The organism is Methylobacterium sp. Leaf465, from assembly GCF_001424705.1.
GTDB lineage: Bacteria > Pseudomonadota > Alphaproteobacteria > Rhizobiales > Beijerinckiaceae > Methylobacterium.
Window position 1 is genome coordinate 205,243 of record NZ_LMRA01000046.1, and the last position, 19,408, is coordinate 224,650.

General features: G+C 72.5%; 17 protein-coding genes and 2 pseudogenes. 6 read left to right on the forward strand and 13 right to left on the reverse strand.

What is annotated here, in order from left to right; genetic code table 11:
• The first annotated feature begins 267 nt into the window (after positions 1 to 267).
• Positions 268 to 651 (forward strand): calcium-binding protein, encoded by a 384-nt coding sequence (locus tag ASG51_RS20775; RefSeq protein WP_056348648.1) that lies wholly within the window; start codon positions 268 to 270, stop codon positions 649 to 651.
• Positions 652 to 692: 41 nt separating this feature from the next.
• Complete coding sequence (locus ASG51_RS20780; RefSeq protein WP_056220355.1) at positions 693 to 1,052, forward strand: hypothetical protein; 360 nt, start codon at positions 693 to 695, stop codon at positions 1,050 to 1,052.
• Positions 1,053 to 1,145: 93 nt separating this feature from the next.
• Here ASG51_RS20780 and ASG51_RS20785 read toward each other — a convergent pair whose 3' ends face one another.
• From ASG51_RS20785 to ASG51_RS20795, 3 genes are all read right to left on the reverse strand, one after another.
• Positions 1,146 to 2,672 carry an undecaprenyl-phosphate glucose phosphotransferase gene (locus ASG51_RS20785; protein WP_056220358.1) on the reverse strand — a complete coding sequence of 509 codons (1,527 nt, stop codon included), beginning with the start codon at positions 2,670 to 2,672 and terminating at the stop codon, positions 1,146 to 1,148.
• A 79-nt stretch (positions 2,673 to 2,751) separates the two neighbouring features.
• Positions 2,752 to 3,900, reverse strand: coding sequence for a glycosyltransferase family 4 protein (locus tag ASG51_RS20790; RefSeq protein WP_244480214.1), 1,149 nt, complete (start codon positions 3,898 to 3,900; stop codon positions 2,752 to 2,754).
• 299 nt (positions 3,901 to 4,199) lie between these two features.
• Positions 4,200 to 4,772, reverse strand: a complete 573-nt coding sequence (locus ASG51_RS20795; protein WP_056220364.1) for a polysaccharide biosynthesis/export family protein — start codon at positions 4,770 to 4,772, stop codon at positions 4,200 to 4,202.
• Positions 4,773 to 4,958: 186 nt separating this feature from the next.
• Here ASG51_RS20795 and ASG51_RS20800 point away from each other — a divergent pair, with 186 nt between their 5' ends.
• Positions 4,959 to 7,310, forward strand: coding sequence for an exopolysaccharide transport family protein (locus ASG51_RS20800; protein WP_056382776.1), 2,352 nt, complete (start codon positions 4,959 to 4,961; stop codon positions 7,308 to 7,310).
• 82 nt (positions 7,311 to 7,392) lie between these two features.
• On the opposite strand, the gene ASG51_RS20805 is transcribed toward ASG51_RS20800, so the two are convergent.
• Positions 7,393 to 8,547 (reverse strand): GNAT family N-acetyltransferase, encoded by a 1,155-nt coding sequence (locus ASG51_RS20805; protein ID WP_244480215.1) that lies wholly within the window; start codon positions 8,545 to 8,547, stop codon positions 7,393 to 7,395.
• Between the two features lie 230 nt (positions 8,548 to 8,777).
• Here ASG51_RS20805 and ASG51_RS20810 point away from each other — a divergent pair, with 230 nt between their 5' ends.
• Positions 8,778 to 9,887 (forward strand): polysaccharide deacetylase family protein, encoded by a 1,110-nt coding sequence (locus ASG51_RS20810; protein ID WP_082514163.1) that lies wholly within the window; start codon positions 8,778 to 8,780, stop codon positions 9,885 to 9,887.
• 5 nt (positions 9,888 to 9,892) lie between these two features.
• Here the strand turns inward: ASG51_RS20810 and ASG51_RS20815 are convergent, their stop codons facing one another.
• The 6 genes from ASG51_RS20815 to ASG51_RS20840 form a co-directional block, all read right to left on the reverse strand.
• Positions 9,893 to 10,303 carry a hypothetical protein gene (locus ASG51_RS20815; RefSeq protein WP_056220377.1) on the reverse strand — a complete coding sequence of 137 codons (411 nt, stop codon included), beginning with the start codon at positions 10,301 to 10,303 and terminating at the stop codon, positions 9,893 to 9,895.
• A gap of 123 nt (positions 10,304 to 10,426) precedes the next feature.
• Entirely contained in the window at positions 10,427 to 10,645 is a 219-nt protein-coding gene (locus ASG51_RS20820; protein WP_056220380.1) for a DUF2842 domain-containing protein, read from the reverse strand.
• A gap of 138 nt (positions 10,646 to 10,783) precedes the next feature.
• Entirely contained in the window at positions 10,784 to 11,557 is a 774-nt protein-coding gene (locus ASG51_RS20825; protein WP_056220383.1) for an ABC transporter ATP-binding protein, read from the reverse strand.
• Between the two features lies 1 nt (position 11,558).
• The gene (locus ASG51_RS20830) at positions 11,559 to 12,311 is read right to left on the reverse strand and encodes an ABC transporter permease (protein ID WP_056382782.1); all 753 of its coding nucleotides are present in this window, start codon (positions 12,309 to 12,311) and stop codon (positions 11,559 to 11,561) included.
• A 145-nt stretch (positions 12,312 to 12,456) separates the two neighbouring features.
• Complete coding sequence (locus ASG51_RS20835) at positions 12,457 to 12,786, reverse strand: NAD(P)-dependent oxidoreductase (protein ID WP_056382784.1); 330 nt, start codon at positions 12,784 to 12,786, stop codon at positions 12,457 to 12,459.
• Positions 12,787 to 13,213: 427 nt separating this feature from the next.
• Positions 13,214 to 14,821 carry an inorganic phosphate transporter gene (locus ASG51_RS20840; protein ID WP_200941367.1) on the reverse strand — a complete coding sequence of 536 codons (1,608 nt, stop codon included), beginning with the start codon at positions 14,819 to 14,821 and terminating at the stop codon, positions 13,214 to 13,216.
• A gap of 367 nt (positions 14,822 to 15,188) precedes the next feature.
• Between ASG51_RS20840 and ASG51_RS20845 the strand changes: the two genes are divergently transcribed.
• Positions 15,189 to 15,545, forward strand: coding sequence for a GcrA family cell cycle regulator (locus ASG51_RS20845; RefSeq protein WP_244472518.1), 357 nt, complete (start codon positions 15,189 to 15,191; stop codon positions 15,543 to 15,545).
• 81 nt (positions 15,546 to 15,626) lie between these two features.
• Here ASG51_RS20845 and ASG51_RS20850 read toward each other — a convergent pair whose 3' ends face one another.
• Positions 15,627 to 16,271 carry a hypothetical protein gene (locus ASG51_RS20850; protein WP_056382788.1) on the reverse strand — a complete coding sequence of 215 codons (645 nt, stop codon included), beginning with the start codon at positions 16,269 to 16,271 and terminating at the stop codon, positions 15,627 to 15,629.
• Between the two features lie 321 nt (positions 16,272 to 16,592).
• Here ASG51_RS20850 and ASG51_RS20855 point away from each other — a divergent pair, with 321 nt between their 5' ends.
• Positions 16,593 to 17,159, forward strand: a complete 567-nt coding sequence (locus ASG51_RS20855) for a superoxide dismutase family protein (protein WP_056220398.1) — start codon at positions 16,593 to 16,595, stop codon at positions 17,157 to 17,159.
• A 51-nt stretch (positions 17,160 to 17,210) separates the two neighbouring features.
• Here ASG51_RS20855 and ASG51_RS25255 read toward each other — a convergent pair.
• Both ASG51_RS25255 and dxs read right to left on the reverse strand, forming a co-directional pair.
• Positions 17,211 to 17,441, reverse strand: a pseudogene (locus ASG51_RS25255) (1-deoxy-D-xylulose-5-phosphate synthase); the annotation flags it as partial.
• 1 nt (position 17,442) lies between these two features.
• A pseudogene (gene dxs, locus ASG51_RS20860) lies at positions 17,443 to 19,262 on the reverse strand (1-deoxy-D-xylulose-5-phosphate synthase); the annotation flags it as partial.
• Between the last annotated feature and the right edge of the window lie 146 nt (positions 19,263 to 19,408).

Here is a 19,408-nt window from a genome sequence, read left to right on the forward strand (position 1 = left end):
TCGCGGCTGCGCCGTTCGTTTTTGGTCCGTCCGAACTCACCCCTGAAACCCCACCCGGACCTCACGATCCAGCGATTTTGCCGCTTCGACCCAGGCATGAGTTCAAAACATCCCCGCAGGGGTTGCCGGATTCTCCCGATTCTTCTACCAGATGGCAAGTTGAGTCGTCGACTCGACTCGCCATGACTCGGGCCGACTCGCCCCGGTCATGTCCTTCTCGGGGAAGTACCTGACAGTTCTTCCCGATGATCTTCGGAGTATTCAGAGATGTCGTCCCGCCTGTCCGCCGTCACCCTCCTCGCCGTCCTGCTCGGCGCCGCTCCTGCCTTCGCGGCCGACGTCTCGGCCTTCGATCCGGACAAGGACGGCACCATCGACCTCGCCGAGGCGCAGGCCGCCGCCTCCAAGAAGTTCGACATGCTCGACCCCGACAAGGACGGCACCCTCGACGCCAAGGAGCTGAACGGCCTCCTGACCCCCGCCGAGCTGAAGGCCGCCGATCCGGACAGCGACGGCACCCTCGACAAGAAGGAATACCTCGCCGTGGTGGCGGCGCGCTTCAAAGCCGCAGACCCGGATGCCGAGGGGACCATCGACGCGAAGGAACTCTCGTCGCCCGCAGGCGTCTCTCTGGCGACCCTGATGAAGTAAGGCTGCCCGCGGGGCGGCCGACCCACCCGGAGAGCCCATCCATGCGGATCACCACCGTCCTGCCCGCCGCCCTCATCCTGCTCGGCGCGGCCGGACCCGCCGTCGCCTCGTCCTGCTCGGAGCAGATCGCCACGATCGAGCGCCGCCTCGACAGCGCCGGCGCCGAGCAGGTCACGGGCAAGGAGCCGCCCGGCGGCCCGACCTCCTCGCACTCGGACAAGGCCCTCGATCACGCCCCCAAGGGAAAGCCGACCGACCCGTCCACCACGGCCAGCGCCGGTGGCATCTCCGAGGCCCGCGACCTGATCAAGAAGGCGCGTGCCCAGGACAAGGCCGGTGACATGAAGGGCTGCGAGGACACAATGACCGAGGCCAAGAAGAAGGCCGGCGCCCTGCCGTAGGCCCTCGCCGCCTCGATCCCGCGAACGGCACAAGGGCCGCCCCCTCCCGGGGGGCGGCCCTTGTCGCGTTCCGGGGGCGGCGGGCCCGTCGATTCAGTACGCGTTCCGGGTCCGGAACAGCGAGACCGGGGTCGCCAGCATGATCTTCACGTCGAACAGGATCGACCAGTTCTCGATGTAGTGCAGGTCGTGCTCGACGCGCTTCTGGATCTTGTCGCTGGTGTCGGTCTCGCCGCGCCAGCCGTTGACCTGGGCCCAGCCGGTGATGCCGGGCTTGACCTTGTGGCGGGCGAAGTAGCCGTCCACCACCTGGTCGTAGAGGGTGTTGGCGGCCTTGGCCTGGAGGGCGTGCGGCCGGGGACCGACGAGGGAGAGCTCGCCCTTGATGACGTTGAACAGCTGCGGCAGTTCGTCGAGCGAGGTCTTGCGGATGAACCGGCCCACCGGGGTCACGCGCGGGTCGTCCCGCGTGACCAGCCGGGCCGCGCCGGCATCGCTCTGGTTCACGTACATCGAGCGGAACTTGTAGACCTCGATCAGCTCGTTGTTGAAGCCGTAGCGCTTCTGCCGGAACAGCACCGGCCCGGGCGAACCGAGGCGCACCGCCAGGGCGACCGCCAGCATCACGGGCGCCAGGACCACCAGCATCGCGCAGCCGACCACCCGGTCGAAGATGCTCTTGGCGACGATGTCCCAGTCGGCCATCGGCTTGTCGAAGATGTCGAGCACCGGCACCGCGCCGAGATAGGAATAGGCCCGCGGGCGCAGGCGCAGCTTCGAGGCCTGGGCCGAGAGCCGGATGTCGATGGGCAGGACCCAGAGCTTGGCCAGCATCTGCAGGATGCGGTCCTCGGCGGCGATCGGGATCGTGAAGATGATGAGGTCGAGGCGCGTGGTGCGGGCATAGGCGACGAGGTCGCTCACGGTGCCGAGCTTCGGGTAGCCGGCCACCACCGTGTCGGAGCGCATGTCGCCGCGGTCGTCGAACACGCCGACGATGCGCACGCCGGACTCCGCTTCCGCGTCGAGGGCGCGGATCAGGTCCTCGGCGACGGGGCCGCCGCCGACGATGGCAGTGCGGCGGTCGAAATGGCCGCGCTGCTTCCGGGCCGTGATGAACCGCGCCAGGGCGAGGCGGCCGGTCAGGAGGGCGGCGAGGCCGGCGACGAAGACGCTGGCCATCCAGACCCGGGAATAGTGGTCGGCGATCTTGGCGAACACCATGGCGGTGGCCGCCAGGAGGAAGGCCAGCGACCAGGCGCCCACCAGCCGCAGCGCGGAGCCGCGCAGGGTGCGGAAGGCGGCCATCCGGTAGGCCCCCACGGCCTGGAGCAGGCAGACGGCCAGGGCGGCGAGGCCGAGGGTGGCGGCGAGGTAGCGGGGCGACAGCGGCACGATCCCGGCGAGCTGCAGGCGCTGGATCACGATCCCGAGAATCGCCACGAGGGCGAACTCCGCGATCCGGACGCAGCCGGCCAGCACCACCGGCGACAGCAGCTTCGGGGCGGCCGGGCGCATCCGCGCCTCGGCGGGCGGCAGCGCCGTGGCCGCCCCCCCCTCGGACTGGGGTCCGAAGCGGCCCGCGGCATCCAGCAGGTCACGGACATCGAAGGCGCTCATGGCTGACTTCCGGGCTCGGGCACGCGTCTTGGAAACGGGGAGCGGGGTTGCGGGTCGGATCGGGACGGAAGGGCGGGCGTCACGGGGCCGTGGGCGCGACGGCGTGGCCCGCACCGGGCATCCGGGCGCGCAGGGCCGCGGCGTAGCCGGAGAGCACGTCGGAGCCCATGCGGGTCATGGAGAAGCGGGCCCGAACCGAGGCCGCCAGGGTCTCGACGCGCTGCCGGGAGGCCTCGGGATCCTCGTCGAGGACCCGCGCGATGGCCTGGGCCAGGGCCTGCCCGTCGCGGGGCGGCACAAGGTCGGAGGCCGCGGCTCCGAAGATTTCCGGGATGCCCCCGACATTGGTGGCGACGAGGGGCTGGCAGGCGGCGGCCGCCTCCAGCACCACGTAGGGGAGGGATTCGGCGAGCGAGGGCACCACCATGAGCCGCCCCCGGGCCAGCACCGGGCGGATCGCCTGCGGCGGCTCGAAGGACACCGCCTCGCCGAGGCCCATCGCCACCACGCGGTCGGACAGGATGGCGGAATCGGGGCCGGAGCCCACCATCAGCAGCCGCAGGGGACGGCCCGCGGCGCGTAGGCGCAGGAGGGCGTCGAGGAGGAAGGGCACGCCCTTGGCGTCGCGCAACTCGCCGATATAGACGAGGTCGACCCGGTCCGCGGCCGGCACGATCGGGGCGAATTCGGCCTCGCTGATCCCGTTGTGGACGATGCGGGTGATGCGGCGCGGGTCCCCCGCATGGGCCCGGTGCCGCCCGGCGACGTACTCGCTCTCGAACAGGAACACGTCGGTGCGCAGGCCCATCAGGCGCTCGAGGCCCATGTAGAACCGATGGCGCAGGGTGCCGGGCTTGTAATTGTAGCTGCCCCCGTGGGGCGTGTAGGCGCGGATCGGCGCGGGGCCGGGCACCACGGCCAGGCGGGCGTAGACGCCGCCCTTGGCCCCGTGCCCGTGCAGGACGGTGGCCCCCACCGCCGCGGCGCGCCGGGCGATGGTGCGGAGCGCCGCGAGGTCGGAGGGATGCGGGTTGCGCCGCATCGGCAGGCGGGTGATGCCGAGGGCGAGGCTGGGCGCGAGCTCGGCCAGGGCCTGGGCGGCGCGCTCGCCGCCGGTGGAGGCGTCGCAGACGATGCCGACCTGATGGCCCGCCGAGGCCTGCAGGCGGGCGAGATCGACCACGTGGCGGAACAGGCCGCCCACGGGCGCGCGGAACACGTGCAGGATGCGCTGGGCGGGGAGGCCGCCCGAGGCGGCGCTGAGCGCCGCGCCCGGGTCGCTGGCACCGGTCGAACCGAGGGGGAACGCGTTCACGACAGCTGCTCCACGCACCGTAGCGCGAGCGGCCGGGCCGCTCGTCCGTCGCGAGACCTTGGCGCACGACCGGTGCGTGGACCGTTAAGGCGGGACCCGCGCCGCGTCGGGCGAAGGCCCGGACCAGCGGAATAGTTCTCGGTTCAGTTAGGCGAGTCCTAACCGCCGCGAGGGCATCGTCCGCATCCGGCCGCGGCCGGGACGAGGGGCTCCTAGAAGAAGCGCTCCTTGATCACGATGGTGTCACCGGGGCGCACCGGGTAAGTCATCGGCACGATGCCGGAGACGAGGCCGTCCCGGCCCTCGCGGGTGAGAACCGCGTAGTCGCGGGCGGCGCGGGGCCCGAAGCCGGCGGCGATCGCCACCGCGGTCTCCACGGCCATGCCGTTGACGTAGGGATACTGACCCGAGGTCGTGACTTCGCCGAGGATGTAGAACGGCCGGTAGGCGTCCACCTCCACGGTGACGTGGGGCTCGCGGACGAATCCGGCCGAGAGCTTGGCCTCGATGGTCCGCGCCGCCTGGCTGGTGGGCTGGCCGCCGACCTTCACGAGACCGATGAGGGGCATGGCGATGTTGCCGGCCCCGTCGACCGCGTAGATGTTCGAGAGGTTGTCCTGGCCGAAGACGATGACCCGGAGGCGGTCCCCGGCGGAGAGGGTGTAGCGGGCACCGATGGAGCCGGTGCCCGTCGCGTCGAGCTGATCGGTCCGGAAATCCGGGCGCAGGCAGCCGCCGAGCGCCAGGCTCGACGTGAGAGCTAAGAGGAGTGATCGCCGGTTCATCACTACTGCCGTCGTGAGGAGAATTCGAACCCAGCCCTAAGCCGATATGGTTAACGAACACTGACGTCCCGCATCGGGGTGCAGGAAACGCGCGGTTCTTAACGTCCGGTCAACCTTAAACCGGTCTAGTCGTGGAAAGCCGGCCGCTCCGCGGTCGACGCCCTTGCCTTGCGTAAAGATCGAGCCATGCCCCGCTCTTCGCTGTTCGAGCCCACGCGCGATGCGTCCCCCGCCGGAAGCGAGGGCCTGGGGCTGTCGCAGCTCGCAGGCGTTCTGCGCCGGTCCTGGCGCTGGATCGTCATCCCGACCGCCCTGGCCACCATCGGCGCCATCGCCTTCGTGCAGGTGGTCTCGCCGCGCTACACCGGCGAGGCGAAGATCCTGCTGGAGAGCCGCGACACGCCCTACACCCGCACCGCCCAGGAGCGCGGCGAGCAGCCCCAGCCCATCGACGAGCAGGCGGTGGCGAGCCAGGTGCAGGTGGTGATGTCGCGCGATCTCGCCCGCGAGGCGATCCGCCGGCTGTCGCTCGCCGGCAACGCGGAGTTCGACCCCGGCGTCGCCGGCTTCGGCCCGCTCCAGCGCGCCCTGATGATGATCGGGCTGGCCAAGAACCCGATGGAGCGTCCGCCCGAGGAGCGGATGCTGGAGACCTACTTCGACCGCCTGACCGTCTACCCGGCCGGCAAGTCGCGCATCCTCACGGTGGAGTTCCGCTCGAAGGACCCGCACCTCGCGGCCCAGGCGGCCAACACCATCGCCGAGCTCTACATCGCCTCCCTCGACGCGGCCAAGACCGACACCGCCCGCTACGCCTCGACCTGGCTCGGCGGCAACATCGAGACCCTGCGCACCCGCGTGGCCGAGGCCGAGGCCAAGGTCGAGACCTATCGCGCGAGCCATGGCCTGATCGCCACCGGGGGGGCCGGCGGCCAGCCCCTCGGCGCCCAGCAGCTCGGCGAGCTCTCGACCCAGCTCTCCCAGGCCCGCACCGCCAAGGCCGACCTCGCCGGCCGCGCCAAGCTGATCAAGGAGATGATCAAGGACGGTCGCGCCTTCGAGATCCCGGATGTCGCCAACAATGAGATCATCCGGCGCACCGTCGAGCAGCGCATCACCCTGCGCAACCAGCTCGCCCTGGAATCCCGGACCCTCCTGTCCGCCCACCCGCGCATCAAGGAACTGACCGCGCAGATCTCCGACCTCGACGCCCAGATCAAGGCCACGGCCGAGCGCGTGGTCCGCACCCTGGAGAACGATGCCCGCATCGCCGAGGCCCGGGTCGAGAGCCTGAACGCCGCCGTCGACGCCCAGCGCGACGTGGTCTCGAAGGGCAATTCCAGCGAGGTCCAGCTGCGGGCCCTGGAGCGCGAGGCCAAGGCCCAGCGCGAGCAGCTCGAATCCTACCTCGCCCGCTACCGCGAGGCCTCGGCCCGCGACGCCGAGAGCGCGGCCCCGGCCGATGCCCGCGTGGTCTCGCGCGCCATCACGCCGGAGACGCCGTCCTTCCCCAAGAAGCTGCCGATCGTCCTCCTGGCGGCGGTGCTCGGCCTGCTGTTCTCCATGGGCGGCGTGATCGCCCACCACCTCCTCGGCGACCCCGACGGCCCGGGCCGCCGCCGGCGGCACGAGGCGGACTCCGAGGGGGAGGCCGAGCGCCCCGCCTATGGCCGCCAGCCCTTCGCCTTCCCCGAAGCCTCCCTCGCCCTCGCGCGGCCGGGTGCCGCCGCCACGGCGCAGGCCGGCGGCTCCGGGGCGGCCCCGCCGGTGGCCGAAGGCGCGGCCCCGACGGCCGAGGCGGCGCCTGCCCGGCCGACCCTCGCCCCGGCACGGACCGAGGCGGCCGAGGCCGCCGCGACCTCCGCCCGGACCTCCGTCCCGGCCCCCGCCGACGCGGGCGCCTACGCCCTCGACCCGCTCATCGCCCGCCTGCGCACCGGCGCGGGCCCGGCCCGGTCCGGCGCGGGCCGCGCGGTCCTGGTGATCGAGGCCGTGCCGGCCAGGCGGCTGGAGGCGGGCCTTGCCGTCAGCCTCGGCAGCAGCCTCGCGGCCGGCGCGAGCGTCGTGGTGCTCGATCTCAACGGCCCCGCCTCCGGTGCGGACGAAGTGGGCCTCACCGACTTGGTGGCAGGCGAGGCCGCCTTCCTCGACGTGATCCAGTCGATCCCCGGCTCGCGCCTGCATGCGATCCCGCGGGGCTTCGTGGACGCGGCCATCCTGGCCGAGGAGCCGCAGGCCCTGGCGATCACCCTCGACGCCCTGGCCCAGGCCTATGACTGGGTGGTGTGCCGCCTCGGCACGCCGCAGGCCCGCACCGCCCGCGAGATTCTGGCGGTGGCGGGCAGCCTCATGGATACGGCGATCGTCGCCTCGGACCGCGACCCCGAGGATGCCGACCTCCTCGACCTCTACGCCCTGGCCGAGGCCTCCGGCGCCGCCCAGATCCTGGTGGCCCAGGACCACGCCGCCGCGGCCCTGGCCCCCGAGGCGCCCGCCTTCGCCGACGAGGCGATGCCCCTGCGCCTCTCGGCCGCCTGAACCGACCCACCCGGGCGTCCGTCCCGCCGGCACCGCCCCCCGCATCCGCGAGGGGCGGTGCCGCGCGTCCGGCGGGACCCCGCTACTCCGCCGCCGCCCGGCGCCGGCGCAGGCGCGTCACCAGGGCCATCAGGCGCGGGTCGCGCTTGATGCGCCGCTTGAGGCGGGCGGCCGCGACGGTCCGGAGGGCGAAGACCTGGCCGCGCAGGGTCACCGGCAGGGCGACCTCGCCCAGTTCGATGGTCTCGTCGCAGATGCTGCTCTTGTAGCGGGCCTCGCCCACGCCGAGGTCGAAGGTCCGGCGGCCCCGGGCCGTCTGGTCGCCGATGAGGTGGTGCAGCAGGATGTCGCCGGGGCTCGACCGGCTCACGGCCGGGTCGGCGTCGAAGGCGGTGAACATGCCGCTGTAGCGCTGGGCGTCGACCGCCCCGGCGAAGACCGCGAAGATGCGGCTGGTCTCGGTGGCGACGAGGGCCGTCACCTCGAGGACCGACCCGCCCGCCGGGGAGGCCGCCCGGGCGAGGAAGTCGCGCACCGCCGGATCGGCATAGGGGTCGGCGAGACCCATGGCGGCGAAGCGCGCGGCCTTCTGGGCGTAGAACGCGGCGAGAAAGGCCTCGGTCTCCTCGGGGGTCTCGGCGCGCCGGCAGGCCACGGGCCCGAAGGCCTCCACCAGCTTGCGCTCCTTGGCGCGGAGCTTCTTGCGGGCGTCGCTGCTGAAGACGCGCTTCAGCGTCGCGTCCGGATCGGGGCCGAGGATCAGCCCGTAGCCGTCGCTCGGGGCCGGCTCGGCCCGGTGATGCAGGGGATTGGCCGCGCCGTCCCAGAAGCGAGGCTGGTGCGAGAGGGCGAAGACGTCGATCCCGGCCTCCCGGCCGAACCGGTGCAGGGCCTCGGCGAGGTCCTCCGGGGGCATCGCCGCCGCCTCGCGCGAGGCAAAGAGCGGCATGTGGTAGTTGGCGTGCTTCGCGCCCACCACCCGGGCCACGGTCGCCCCGCCCTCGCGGGCGACCACGAGGGGGAGGAGCACGCGGGGACGCCCGGCCGCATCGCGCAGGACCACGATCCGCAGGTCCGCGCCAGGCGCGGTCCGGGCGAAGGCCGCGACCCAGTCGAAGCGCTGGTAGGGCGTGGCCAGCACGGCCGGATCGGCCTCCAGGGCGCGCCACAGGGCCTCGGCGGCGGCCAGATCGTGGAAGACCTCCGCGGCGAGGCGGGGCCGCACCCGTGCGCGCATCGCCCCGGCTCCGGTCAGTTCATGGGCGAGAACGGCCATGCCATCATCCTTGCCATCATCCTGGGTGACCGGCGGATCGGGATCCGCCGGACGTCTGGGCCGATCCTGACCCCGCAGCCCTTAACCCGGCGGTGACGCCGGGGCGCCACGCTCCCGCTGTCTGCGCGCGTGGGTAACGAAACCTTGCCGGTTGGCGTGGTCACCTGGGGCGAGGCCGAAACGGATTCACCATGTCCGCTCCTGAGACCCCCGCGACCCAGACCTCCGCGACGCAGCCCCCTGCCGCCCCGGCGCCCCCCTTGAGCCGACGCCACCGCCTGTTCGCCGCCGGCTTCCGGGCCATCGCGGCGAGCCGGGCGGACCTCTGGCTCGGGCCGGTGGCACGCGGGCGCGGGCTGATCCTGACCTTCCACCACGTCCGCCCCGGGCGTCCGGGGCCCTACGACCCCAACGGGCTCCTGGCCATCACCCCGGATTTCCTCGACCGGACCCTGGCGCTGGTGCGCCGGCGCGGCTTCGAGATCCTTGGCCTCGACGCCCTTCCGGAGCGCCTCGCCGCGGGCGGGCGCCCCTTCGTCGTCCTCACCTTCGACGACGGCTATCGCGACAATGCCGAACACGCGGCCCCGATCCTCCGGCGGCACGGGGCGCCCTGGACGCTGTTCGTCACCAGCGACTTCGCGAGCGGACAGGGGCGCCTGTGGTGGCTCGAACTGGAAGAGGCGATCCGCCGCCTCGACCGGGTCCGGGTGCCGGAGGCGGGCCTCGACCTGCCGGCCCGGGACGCCCACGAGAAATCCGCCGCCTTCGCGGCCGTCTATCGCCGGCTGCGGTCGGGCCCGGAGGCGCGGCTTCTTGCGGGTATCGCCGCCCTCTGCGCCGAGGCCGGCCTGGCGCCGGGGCGCATGGCCGGCGGGCTCTGCCTGTCCTGGTCCGAGCTGCGGGATCTCGGCCGCGACCCCCTCGTCACCTTCGGCGCCCACACGATCAGCCACCCGATGCTGGCCAAGCACGGCGAGGCCGTCGCACGCCGGGAGATCGCGGAGGGGCGGGCGCGGATCGCGGCCGAACTCAACCGCCCGGTCACGCACCTGTCCTACCCGGTGGGCGATCCGACCTCAGCCGGCCCGCGCGACTTCGCCCTCGCCCGGGACCTCGGCTTCGCCACGGCGGTCACGACCCGGCCGGGCCACCTCTTCGCCGCCCATGCGGACCACCTGCACGCGCTGCCGCGGGTCTCGGTGAACGGGCACCACCAGACGGAGGCCGCGCTCTCGGCCCTGCTCTCGGGGGTGCCGTTCCTGGCCTGGAACCGGGGCCGCCGGCTCAACGTCGCCTGAAGCCCTCAGCGCCGGCGGCGGTGTCGGCGAGAGGCGCGGCTCTCGCCGCCCGCGATGGCGAAGCTGACGCTCTGGCGGCCGTGGCGGGCATGGCGGCCGCGCCGCGTGCGATGGCCGATGGAAGCGATCGCCGCCCCCGTCGCCGCGGCGCTCGCGGCGATGCTCTGGGGGATCGCCGCCAGCGCGTTGGCGACCTCGGCCGAGGCGGCGCCGGCGGAGACGCCGCCGGCGACGTTCCTGGCGGCCGGGCCGAACAGGGCGAGGCACTGGTTGTAGGCGAGGTCGTTCTTCAGGCGCTCGCAGTCGGAGACCGAGCGGGGCGCCCCCTGCGCCTGCGCGGGACGCACCGCCAGGAGGGGAAGGGCCGACAGGATCGCGAGGCCGAGCAGAAGCGAGGGCGTGCACAGGCGTGGCATTGAGCGGGACGACGGCCTTTTAACGAATGACACGGCGCGTGTCTGGCGCCCGAGTGCGGCGAAAACCCGACGCCGGCCGCCGTTTTCTTGCCGGTCCGGAGGTTCTCCCCGGTTCCGGCACCCTCAGCCCCGATCCCCGGCGTCATTCTTGCCCATCCAGCTGATGAGCGGCATCAGCGGGAAGATCCAGGCGATGCCCAGCAGGGCGTAGAGCACCGCCTGCACGGCCGCCGGGGTCTCGGAGATCCGGCTGTCGGCCAGCGCCATGGCCAGCGGCGCGTAGATGATGATGAAGGCCAGCATCACGATCGTGCCGATCAGCGAGCGGGTGCGGCGGCGCATCGGCCTGGTCCTCGAAGCGAACGGGTGTCTCCCAGGGGGGTAGAGCGCCGGGCGAGCGATGGCAACGGCCGGGCCCGCGACCCTTTTCGCATCCCGCCCCGGGGCTTCTTTCCAGGCTCCTGGCCGTAACCCTTCGCCTCAGAGCTCCGCCGAGCGGTTCGACAGCTCCATCCGCAATTGCCGGGCGGCCTCCTGCAGGGCGGCGTCGCGGCGGCGGCGGGGCCGGGGCACCGTCACGGGCATCTCGGCCGCCAGCCGGCCGGGGCTGCCGGCGAGCACGACGACCCGGTCGGCAAGGGTCACGGCCTCGTCGATGTCGTGGGTCACGAACAGGATGGTCTTGCCCGTCGCCGCCTGGATGCGCTGCAATTCGTCCTGAAGGCCCTCGCGGGTGAAGCTGTCGAGCGCCGAGAACGGCTCGTCCATGAGGAGCACGTCCGGGTCGACGGCCAGCGCCCGGGCGATGGCGACGCGCTGGCGCTGGCCGCCGGAGAGCTGGTGCGGCCAGCGCTGGCCGAGGTCGCCGAGGCCCACGAGGTCGAGCATCGCCTGCGCCTTGGCCAAGCGCTCGGCCTTGGACAGGCCGCTGCCCTCGAGCCCGAAGGCGACGTTGGCGACGACCCGCCGCCAGGGCAGCAGCCGCGCATCCTGGAAGACCAGGGCCATCGGCGTGCGGCAGTCGGGGCGGGCGCGGAGGCGCACGGTGCCCGAGCTCGGCTTGGCCAGGCCGATCAGCACGCGCAGGACGGTGGACTTGCCGACCCCGGATTCGCCGACGATGACGAGGAACTCGCCGCGGGCCACGTCGAGGTCGAGGTCTTCCAGGATGACGGTCCGGGTGCCGGCGCGCGCGTAGGCGAGGCTCAGGCCCGCGATGGAAATGATCGGCTCAGGCGTGATCGATTCGGGCATCTCAGGCGCGCCACCGTAGGAGCCACCCCTGGAGGGCGACGAAGGCCGTGTCGAACAGGCCGTAGAGGGCGGCCATGGTGAGCATGTAGACGACGACGATGTCGGTGGAGAGCAGGCTGGAGGCCTGCATCATCCGGGCGCCGACGCCGGGCACGCCGAAGATCTCGGCGGCCACCACCGCCATCCAGGCCTGGCCCAGCGCCGTGCGCAGGCCGACGAGGATGCCCGGTGTCGCGGCCGGGAGCAGGATCTTGGTGAGCCGGGACCAGGGCGAGCCGAAGCCGAAGGCCTGCGCCACCTCGACGAGGTCGCGGTCGACGCCGCGCACCGCCCCCTGCGTCGCGAAGAAGACGATCCAGAACACGCCGATGGCGATGATGAAGACGGCGGCCTCCGGCTGGACGCCGAACCAGATGATGGCGAACGGCACCCAGGCCAGACCGGGAATCGGACGCAGCAGGCGCACGATCCAGGCGGTGGCGGCTTCGAACCAGCGGAACATGCCGCTGAGGAGGCCGAGGGCGATACCCGCCCCCGCGCCGACGGCGAGACCGGTCACGTAGTGGCTCAAGCTCGACAGCACCGCCTCGCCCCAGACGCCGAGGCGCACCTCGTTGAGGAAGGCGGCCGGGATCGTGCTCGGCGGCGGCAGGAAGGCCGGGTTGATCAGGCCGAGGCGCGGCATCGCTTCCCAGAACAGCAGGAAGGCGAGGAGGCCGGCCGCCGCCAGGGCGGTGGAGCGCAGGGCTATCATGGCCGGCGCCCCGGCAGGCTGCGGGTCGGACCCGAGCGGGGGCGGCGCCGCGGTGGAAGGGGTCTGGGGGTCATCGGGCTCGTGGGTTGTGAAGGCATCGCGGCGCAGCCGGCCGGAGCGGATGCGGAGGGACGGGTGAGGGCATTCAGGCCCCGCCAGCGGCGGCGTCGCGGGTCCGCGGCCTCACGACGGAGGCGGTCTCGCGGGACCGGCCGGGCGCTGGGCCGCCCTGGGCCGGGCCGGTGGAGGCGAACAGGCCGTTGGAGGCGAACAGACGGTGACGCCCCACAGGCCTCCGCAGCGCCGCGATCGCGCCGGGTGCGCCGCCGGCGTGGCGCGCCCGCGCCCGCGCCAGGGCGACGTCGTCATCGTCGCGGAGGCGAGCCAAGCCCGCGACCGCGTGGTCCGCGTCGCGGAGATGCCGTGCGAACGGGTCGCCGATGAAGCCGGCGGTGCCGGTGAGGAAGACGCGCATGGGGTCCCTGGCGGCCGTCCGAACCGGGTCGAGCCTGTCCCCGACCTACACGCAGCGCCGCGCGACCTCAAGAAAGCGGGGGGCCGCCTCCATAGGCCCGCCGCCCCGGAGGCCATCGGGGTCCGTCATCGCTCCCGGGGGCTCCGTCGGCGATTGTCCCGGCGGGGGTTCGTCGTGCCGGAAACCCGCTTGCACCCCCCGTCATCCCGGGGCCGCGCCGCTCGGGATCCAGACACACAGGTGGTGCAGGACCATCGACGGGCGGCGACCCTGGATCGCACGCCGCTGCCCCTTCGGGTCCGGGCTCGCCTGCGGCGCCCCGGAATGGCGGCGCGTCCTCCCCTGCGATCACCCTGTCCACGGGGGGCCGCGTCGGACTGGAGCGACCCCTGGGAACAGGGGGGTGGGACGCGATGCGCCCCCCTCGTCAGAACACGTGCCGCAGGATGACGAACAGCCCGCCCGCCAGGGTGATGGCCGCCGGCAGGGTCAGCACCCAGGCAAGCGCCATGTTGCGCACGGTGGCGACCTGCAGGCCCGAGCCGTTGGCCGCCATGGTGCCGGCGACGCCGCTCGAAAGGATGTGGGTGGTGGAGACGGGCAGTCCGTAGAGCTCGGCCAGCCCGATGGTACCAGCGGCCACCATCTCGGCCGAGGCGCCCTGGGCGTAGGTGAGGTGGGTCTTGCCGATGCGCTCGCCCACCGTGACGACGATGCGCTTCCAGCCGACCAGGGTGCCGAGGCCGAGCGCCAGGGCGACGCAGACCTTCACCCAGGTGGGGATGTAGCGGGTGCCGTCGTTGAGCAGGCCCTCGTAGGCCTTGAGTACCTTGCCCTCGGCCTCCGGGAAGCCGGCGCCGGCGGCCGGCAGCAGCCGCACCGCGTCGGCGGCGAGGTACATGTCGTTGCGCAGGTTCGGGGTGGCGGCGGCCGGCACCTGGCGGATCGCGCCGTGGCGCTGCACCGAGGCGGCGATGTCGTCCGAGAGGGCGGCCAGCGCCGCATAGACGGCGGGGGTGTTCAGCGCCTTCGTCCGCAGGGCCTCGCCGACCTGGGCCCGGGCGGCCGCCGCATCGGGACGGGCCGCACCCGCGGCCCGGGCGGCGAACACCGTGCGGGCGTCCCGCGACTGCTGCACGAAGACCGGCGTCATGTCGTCCGACATGGTGCGGTTGAGGGCGTAGGCGGTGGGGGCCGCGCCGATCAGGATCAGCATGATCAGGCCCATGCCCTTCTGGCCGTCGTTGCCGCCGTGGAAGAACGACACCAGGGTGCAGGTGAGGATGAGGAGGCCGCGGATCCAGAGCGGGGGCGGGGCCTCGCCCGCGGGGGCCTCGTAGAGGTCCCGGCGCCGAACCACCGCCTTCATGGCCACGAGCAGCAGGGCCGCCAGGACGAAGCCGAGGACGGGTGAGAACAGCAGCCCCTCCAGCACCGTCACGGCCTGTCCCCACTCGACCCCGGAGGTGCCCTGGCCCTCGGGCGCCATCAACTGGTTGGCGAGGCCGACGCCGATCACCGAACCGATCAGGGCGTGGGAGGAGGAGTTCGGCAGGCCGAGCGCCCAGGTGCCGAGGTTCCACAGAATCGCGGCGATCAGCAACGCGAAGATCATCGCGTAGCCGGCGGACGAGCCGACCTGCAGGATGAGTTCCACCGGCAGCAGGGTGACGATGGCGTAGGCCACCGCGCCGGAGGACAGCATGACGCCCAGGAAGTTGAAGGCGCCGGACCAGATCACCGCCACCACCGGCGGGAGTGCGTGGGTGTAGATCACCGTCGCCACCGCGTTGGCGGTGTCGTGGAAGCCGTTCACGAACTCGAAGGCCAGGGCGATCAGGAGGGCCAGGGCGAGGAGGGCGAAGGCCCCCAGCGCGAGCGGCGTCTCGCCGACCGCGTTCATGTCGTGGATCAGGCTGTAGCCGGCATAGGCGAGGCCGCCGAGGAGGACGAGGGCGAAGGCCAGGAGGCCCGAGACGGGGATGCGGCCGTCGAGGTTCGGGCCCGGGCGGCGGCCCGGTTCCGCCTGCGGCACCGGGCGGAGTCCGGGGGCGATCGCATCGGCAATGATTCGGGTCTCCCGGCTGGGCGATCGCCGCTGCGGGTCGATCCCGGCAGGATCCCCGCACGTCCCGGGCTCTATGACGGTCCCGTCTCAGGACGATGACAGCCGGCGGCCTCCTGGCAGCGGCCGGGATGAAACCCATTCTTGGTCCGTAACGGCTGCCGGCCCGGCCCGCAGCGGCTCAAGAAAGCGGCCCGAAACCTGTGCGCTGCAACACACACATGCGTCAGCACTTGTTTGCCGAGGGGCAAACCCCAGATATAACAGCATCATGACGCTGTCGCGTCCGGTCTGGCCGCGCTTCTGACCTGCGCAAGGTCCGCGATCCTTCCCATTCATGTCCGCGGGTCGCCCGCTGTGTCCATGCAGGGGAGAGGCCCTCCCGAAGGCGACACGCTCCCGATCCGTCACACGCCGCAGGGCCCCGCCCGCGAAAGCCAGTCCGCGAGTCATTCGATCCATGAACCAGCTTGTCCGCATGTCACAGGTCGGCGAGGCCGATGCCATCGCCGAACCCTCCGCCGAGTTGCGGGTGCCGTTCGCGCAGTCCGGTGCCTTCGTGTGCAAATTCATCATCGGCGAGCCCAACGACCGCGCCGTCTGCTGCGGCGCCCCGGCGCCGGACGGCAAGAGCTGGTGCGCGTTCCACCGCCGCATCGTGTTCGAGCCGGCCCGGCCCGGCCGCCTGCGCTGATCCGCAGACGTCCCATCGCGCGCTCACCTCAACCCCGTCGGTCCCCCCGGCGGGGTTTTCCTATGCGGAACCGGTCGCATCCTAGTCGTCGCCCTCCTCCTCGTAGGGGCGATAGGTGCGCAGGCGCCGGCCGTCGGGGAACTCGACGCTGCGGGACCGCACCACGAGGTACCCGGCCTCCTGGGCCTGGCGGATCCGGCGGGCCCGGTCGTCCTCGTACCCGAACGGGCCAGTCGATTCCGGGACGACGCCGTAGCTGTAGCGCATCACCGGCGGGCGCGTCGTGACGCGGCGGACGGCGGGGTCCTGGCGGTCTTGGGCGCGCGCCACCGTCCGGACGGCAGGACGACGCGACGGGGATGCCGCCGGGCGCGCGACCCGCACGCGTGCTTGGGTATTCCCACGCGCGCTTTTCGGCGTCCGGACCGCCGCGTGCGTCGGGCGCCGCGCCTCGGCAGGCGCCGCGGCCGCCTGCTCGGGCGCCTCGGGCTTGGTGACCGGAGCCTTGGTCTGCGAGGATTTGGCCAGCGGAGCCTTGGCCAGCGAAGCCTTGGCCAACGGAGCCTTGGCCAACGGAGCCTTGGCCTCGTCGGTCCCCCGGGGCGGCGGGTCGGTCCAGGTCCGCCCGGAAGCGGAGGACGGTGGCGTCTGCGCATGCGCCAGGACGGGCAGAAATCCCAGCATCAGAGCGAGGAACCCGAGGCGGCGGGGGGCTGCGAACGTCATGGGAATCTCCCAAGGAGTCTTACGCTGCAATCGATGTTCATGCCGCGCCAAGATCTGCGGACCGTCCACCGGCGGAGACTTGGCGGATCGGACGCCGACATTGGCCCCGTCACGGGAAACTTAGCGAAACCTTAAGAGTTCGTCCACGTACGGCAACCACCTGGGTGCCGCAGGACACAGCTGTCCGCGAGGGCCCGGCATCTGGCCTCGCCGCTCCAGGCATGGGAAAGGTCGGGCAACCCGGCATTGCCGTGGAGCCCCCCGCGACCATCTTCGTTGACGCTCCACCGGCGTACCCGGCATGGAGAGGAGAGCCATTTCATGAGACGACTTCCGTCGGTCCTTGCCCTCGCGGCCAGCACGGCCTTCGCCGCCCAGGCGGCCCTCGCGCAGCCCGCCGCCCCGGCGGCGCCCGCGGAGGCAGCGCCCCCTGCGGCCCCGCAGACCTTCGAGAGCCCGATCCAGAACGGGAAGGGCGAGCCCATCGGCAAGATCATGATCCGCGACGGCGCCAGCTCCCTGGTCATGCGCGTGACGATCCAGCCCGGCGGCCTGCCCCCTGGCTGGCACGGCATCCACTTCCATGCCGTGGGCGATTGCTCGGACACCGCGAAGTTCGAGAAGTCGAAGGCTCACGTGAACCACGACCAGAGCAAGCACGGCCTGCTCAATCCCGAGGGTCCGGACGAGGGCGACCTGCCGAACGTCTTCGCCAATGCCGACGGATCGGTGAACGCGGAGGTGTCGAGCGAGACGCCGCTGACCGGCGAGGGTGCCCTCAAGGACGGCGACGGCTCGGCCCTGATCATCCACGCCAACGAGGACGATCACACCACCCAGCCCATCGGCGGGGCCGGCGCCCGCATCGCCTGCGCGGTGATCAAGTAGGCCTCCGTTCGACCCCGCGGAGCCGAGGGCTCCGCGGGATGCGGGACGACGCTACTTCTGGACGACGCTGACGAGCTTGGCGCCGCGCGCCTTCCGCTCGGGCAGGGCGTTCTTGACGGTCTGGAGGATGCCGGCGGCGTCGAGGCCGGCCTCGGCGTACATGGCGTCCGGCGCGTTGTGGTCYTGGTAGGTGTCCGGCAGCGTCAGCGTGCGCACCCGGACCCGGCCCGCATCCAGCGCCCCCCGCTCGGCCAGCAGGTGCAGCACCATGGCGCCGAAGCCNTGGTAGGTGTCCGGCAGCGTCAGCGTGCGCACCCGGACCCGGCCCGCATCCAGCGCCCCCCGCTCGGCCAGCAGGTGCAGCACCATGGCGCCGAAGCCCCCCACCGACCCCTCTTCCAGCGTCACCAGGACCTCGTGGCGCGCGGCCAGGTCCAGGATCAGCGCCTCGTCCAGCGGCTTGGCGAAGCGCGCATCCGCCACGCTCACCGCGATGCCCTCCGCCTCCAGCGCGTCGGCCGCCTTCAGCGCCTCCGACAGCCGCGTGCCCAGCGACAGCAGCGCCACCCGCGCTCCCTCGGGCGCGCGCACCATCCGGCCCCGGCCGATCGGCAGCACCGATCCGCGCTCGGGCAGGTCCACGCCCACGCCCTCGCCGCGCGGATAGCGCAGCGCGATCGGGCCCGTGTCGTGCGCATGCGCGGTGGCCACCATGTGCACCAGCTCGGCCTCGTCGGAGGCCGCCATCACCGTCATGTTCGGCAGGCAGCAGAGATAGGCCAGGTCGAAGGCGCCCGCATGGGTCGCCCCGTCCGCCCCCACCAGCCCGGCCCGGTCCAGGCAGAAGCGCACGGCTAAGTTCTGCAGGGCCACGTCGTGCACGACCTGGTCGTAGGCCCGCTGCAGGAAGGTCGAGTAGATCGCCACGAACGGCCGGTAGCCTTCCGTCGCCAGGCCGCCCGCGAAGGTCACCGCGTGCTGCTCGGCGATGCCCACATCGAAGGTGCGCTCCGGATGCGCCTTGCCGAACAGGTCGATGCCCGTGCCCCCCGGCATCGCGGCGGTGATCGCCACCACCTTGTCGTCGGCATCCGCCGCCTTGATCAGGCTCTCGCCGAACACCCGGGTGTAGGCCGGCGCGTTCGGCTTGGCCTTGGCCTGCACCCCCGAGAGCACGTCGAACTTGACCACCCCGTGGTAGCGGTCGGCGGAGGCTTCCGCCGGGGCGTAGCCCTTGCCCTTCTGGGTCACGACGTGGAGCAGGATCGGACCCTGCTCGGAGTCGCGCACGTTCTTGAGCACCGGCAGCAGGTGGTCGAGGTTGTGCCCGTCGACGGGCCCGACATAGTGGAAGCCCATCTCCTCGAACATCGTGCCCGAGCCCACCACCAGGGAGCGGGCGTATTCCTCGGCCGCGGCCGCGCGCTGGTAGAGGCCCTTGGGCAGGAGCTTGCCCAGCTGCTTGGCGGTCTCGCGCAGGGACTGGTAGGTGCCCCCCGAGGCCAGGCGCGCGAAGTAGGCCGACATGGCGCCCACGGGCGGCGCGATCGACATGTCGTTGTCGTTGAGGATGACGATCAGGCGCGAGTGCAGGGCGCCGGCATTGTTCATGGCCTCGTAGGCCATGCCCGCCGACATCGAGCCGTCGCCGATCACCGCCACCATGTTACGCCGCTTGGGCGCCGGCGCGCCCTGGGCCTTGGCCGCCGCCTCGTCGAGGTCGCGCGCCACGGCCATGCCCAGGGCCGCCGAGATCGAGGTGGAGGAATGGGCCGCCCCGAAGGGATCGTAGACGCTCTCCGAGCGCTTGGTGAAGCCCGACAGGCCGCCGGGCTGGCGCAGCGTCCGGATGCGGTCGCGCCGGCCGGTGAGGATCTTGTGCGGGTAGGCCTGGTGGCCGACGTCCCAGACGATGCGGTCGTCGGGGGTGTCGAACACGTGGTGCAGCGCCACCGTCAGCTCGACCACGCCGAGCCCGGAGCCCAGATGCCCGCCCGTGACCGAGACCGCGTCGATCATCTCGGTGCGCACCGCGTCCGCCACCGCCTGAAGCTGGCTCTCCGGCAACAGACGCAGCGCCGAAGGCTCCGACAGACCGTCCAGGATCGCCGTCGCCTCCGACGCGGTCACCGCGGTCGCTTGCGCCCGCTCCGGCGCGATCTTGTCTTGCGAGGTCTTCTCTTGCGAGGTTTCTTGCCGTGACACTGAATCCGAGGTCCGGACCCAAATCGAACCTCAGGCCGCCTGGG

What these genes read in the sequence shown, in the direction of transcription:
- ASG51_RS20800 (WP_056382776.1), top strand. Translation starts at nt 4,959, where the DNA reads ATGCCCCGCTCTTCGCTGTTCGAGCCCACGCGCGATGCGTCCCCCGCC.
- ASG51_RS20795 (WP_056220364.1), bottom strand. Translation starts at nt 4,772, where the DNA reads ATGAACCGGCGATCACTCCTCTTAGCTCTCACGTCGAGCCTGGCGCTC.
- ASG51_RS20830 (WP_056382782.1), bottom strand. Translation starts at nt 12,311, where the DNA reads ATGATAGCCCTGCGCTCCACCGCCCTGGCGGCGGCCGGCCTCCTCGCC.
- ASG51_RS20820 (WP_056220380.1), bottom strand. Translation starts at nt 10,645, where the DNA reads ATGCGCCGCCGCACCCGCTCGCTGATCGGCACGATCGTGATGCTGGCC.
- ASG51_RS20850 (WP_056382788.1), bottom strand. Translation starts at nt 16,271, where the DNA reads ATGACGTTCGCAGCCCCCCGCCGCCTCGGGTTCCTCGCTCTGATGCTG.
- ASG51_RS20845 (WP_244472518.1), top strand. Translation starts at nt 15,189, where the DNA reads ATGTCCGCGGGTCGCCCGCTGTGTCCATGCAGGGGAGAGGCCCTCCCG.
- ASG51_RS20805 (WP_244480215.1), bottom strand. Translation starts at nt 8,547, where the DNA reads ATGCGCGCACGGGTGCGGCCCCGCCTCGCCGCGGAGGTCTTCCACGAT.
- ASG51_RS20780 (WP_056220355.1), top strand. Translation starts at nt 693, where the DNA reads ATGCGGATCACCACCGTCCTGCCCGCCGCCCTCATCCTGCTCGGCGCG.
- ASG51_RS20855 (WP_056220398.1), top strand. Translation starts at nt 16,593, where the DNA reads ATGAGACGACTTCCGTCGGTCCTTGCCCTCGCGGCCAGCACGGCCTTC.
- ASG51_RS20810 (WP_082514163.1), top strand. Translation starts at nt 8,778, where the DNA reads ATGTCCGCTCCTGAGACCCCCGCGACCCAGACCTCCGCGACGCAGCCC.
- ASG51_RS20785 (WP_056220358.1), bottom strand. Translation starts at nt 2,672, where the DNA reads ATGAGCGCCTTCGATGTCCGTGACCTGCTGGATGCCGCGGGCCGCTTC.
- ASG51_RS20815 (WP_056220377.1), bottom strand. Translation starts at nt 10,303, where the DNA reads ATGCCACGCCTGTGCACGCCCTCGCTTCTGCTCGGCCTCGCGATCCTG.
- ASG51_RS20825 (WP_056220383.1), bottom strand. Translation starts at nt 11,557, where the DNA reads ATGCCCGAATCGATCACGCCTGAGCCGATCATTTCCATCGCGGGCCTG.
- ASG51_RS20835 (WP_056382784.1), bottom strand. Translation starts at nt 12,786, where the DNA reads ATGCGCGTCTTCCTCACCGGCACCGCCGGCTTCATCGGCGACCCGTTC.
- ASG51_RS20775 (WP_056348648.1), top strand. Translation starts at nt 268, where the DNA reads ATGTCGTCCCGCCTGTCCGCCGTCACCCTCCTCGCCGTCCTGCTCGGC.